We start from the raw sequence: 2,284 nt of genomic DNA, 5'->3' as shown, positions 1-2,284 counted from the left end.
ATGTTATGATTTAGTTTGGTATTGGATATACCTACCAAGACATTAAAGTCATATAAACTCGAATAGCTTTACAAGACTTAAAAAGCCCTAAACTATAATGGTTTAGGGCTTTTTTTATTGCCTGCTATACACTCATATACGGCTCTTGATCATGTGTATCCCTTTTAGAATTCCGAGCTCATGATACAAGCTATTTGGTAAAGTTGTGAAAAGAGAAGACCTTCTAATCTGGACAAAGGCTAATAAAGCTTTATGTAAAGAGCTTTGTTTGTTTGAGAAGCTTGAATATTGTACAGTTAATAAGTAATCTAATTTTTTGATTTTAAAAAATAATGGTCATCATTTAATGGCAGAAACAGTTTACGTTATAAACCTTACAATCGATAGTACTTTAAGAATATGTGATCGGATACAAGATTTAATTAATGCAGGTGAGAATGAAATTGAAATAAATTTCACATCGATCTCAACGGTTGAGCCATTTGGTTTTGTATATTTTTCAAACTTTATTAAAACTTTAAGGGATTCATATCCACAGTTGGTTTTGAAAGAAAAAATTCGATCATCAGTGAGTACTGCTCAGTATGCAGGTTTCATGGGATTCTTCAAATGTTGCGGATTCGATCATGGTTCAGAAGCTCGTACTACTTTACCAAATGATAATTCCAAACGTTACATTCCTATCACAAAGATGAATGTTGCTGATATTAAGCGTATAGCCGCTGACAGATTCATACATGTAGGTGATCTGATTGAAGAAAATAGTCGGTTATTAGCAGAATTAATTACAGGAGAAGAAGATACTGAGTTGGTCGAAACATTAACTTATTGTTATAGAGAAATTATTAGGAATGTGGTTGAACACTCAGAGTCGGAAACAATCACATTCTGTGCACAATATTGGCCTTCTAAGAATAAAACTGAAGTAGTGGTTTTGGATGAAGGAGTTGGTATTAAGAATTCCTTAGAACAGAATACCTCATTACCAACGTTATTAGATGATCGAGAAGCGGTTAGTTATGCACTATTACCAAGCATATCTAGTAAGGTAAATCTGCGTGGTGGTAAGAAAAAGAGAAGGCAAAGTGATGATCAATGGCAGAACACGGGGTTTGGACTATATATGACTCACAGGATTGCGGGGATGGGGGGAGAATTTTTTATTGGTAGTGGTACAGCGGGTATCTTAATTCAAAATGGAAATAAGCTGAATCGCAAAATAAACTTAGATGGGACTGTTCTCAGAATGGTTATAAAAACAGATGCAATTGAGGAACTGAGAGACATATTAGGTCGATTTAGAGAAGAAGGCTTTAAATTAGCCCGAACATATACAGATATTCAAATTGAACCATCTAAAGCCTCTATGATGTTATTTAGTTCCAAAAAGCAAGATGTAGAATAAGTTTAGATGTTCAGGGAGATTAAGAGGTATTTTGTTTTTGCACTTGAATCTGATTTTTTTGTACCCATTTTTTGGTAGGGAAAAATTTTTTTAAAGAGAGGAAAAAATGACTTTTGAAAATGACGGAAATTCGTTTGCAGTTGAGTATCTAATAGAACTCGAAAAGAACTTTGAGAATAAAAAGAGCGAAACTTATAAGCAGGTATTGGATGCACTTGGAGAAGCGGGTGGATCGTCTGCAGTTGAGTATCTAATTAAACTTGAAAAGAACTTTGAGAATAAAAAGAGCGAAACTTATAAGCACTTAATTAATGCGATTGGTCGAGCAGGGCGTATTTGTTGATTCCTGTACCTGAATGGGTGAGCAGAAAAACTACCCACTCAATTTAATTTCATTCACGTAGACGTTTCACCGAAAGACAAAAGTCCGCCTAGTTGCGGGCTTTTTACAATTTCAGAGCCACTCTAATTACTTCTGCAATAGTGTCGGAAGTAATTCCACGGTTATGAGAATTTTCATAATATAACCAAGTACTTAATTCTTTATTACCTTTGGAAACATTGAAACCAACACAACATAAGGCGATGTTATCTAACATGGTGATTTTGATGTCATGGATGATTGTTCCCATGACTTTTTTTGATTTTTTGGTTCCAAACTCACAACCGCAATAGACACAGTCTTTGTCACGCTCCAAAACTAATTTTTCAATATTGTGCGGTACACTCTATGGATTAGCCAAAATTCTCTCCTTCTGATTCACGGCTACTGAGCAGGATATACGATCTATCATTGGACTATAGTTGAGGTAACTTTATTTGGAGTTAAAGTATATTTAAGTGTTGATAACTTAAGTATACGATTCGTTTGGATTAAAT

General features: G+C 34.5%; 3 protein-coding genes. 2 read left to right on the top strand and 1 reads right to left on the bottom strand.

The features are described 5' to 3' along the window. The first annotated feature begins 346 nt into the window (after positions 1–346). Positions 347–1,405, top strand: coding sequence for a hypothetical protein (locus tag HUN22_RS16600; RefSeq protein ID WP_174731688.1), 1,059 nt, complete (start codon positions 347–349; stop codon positions 1,403–1,405). A 106-nt stretch (positions 1,406–1,511) separates the two neighbouring features. Further along, positions 1,512–1,748, top strand: a complete 237-nt coding sequence (locus tag HUN22_RS16595; protein ID WP_002070013.1) for a hypothetical protein — start codon at positions 1,512–1,514, stop codon at positions 1,746–1,748. 103 nt (positions 1,749–1,851) lie between these two features. Here HUN22_RS16595 and HUN22_RS16590 read toward each other — a convergent pair whose 3' ends face one another. Beyond that, entirely contained in the window at positions 1,852–2,103 is a 252-nt protein-coding gene (locus HUN22_RS16590; RefSeq protein ID WP_217488214.1) for an HNH endonuclease, read from the bottom strand. Positions 2,104–2,284: the final 181 nt, after the last annotated feature.

The sequence above is a fragment of the Acinetobacter lactucae genome, from assembly GCF_013344765.1.
Taxonomy (GTDB): Bacteria; Pseudomonadota; Gammaproteobacteria; order Pseudomonadales; family Moraxellaceae; genus Acinetobacter; species Acinetobacter lactucae_A.
The sequence above is the reverse complement of the archived record's forward strand: the minus strand, read 5'-3'. Positions and strand labels throughout refer to the sequence as shown.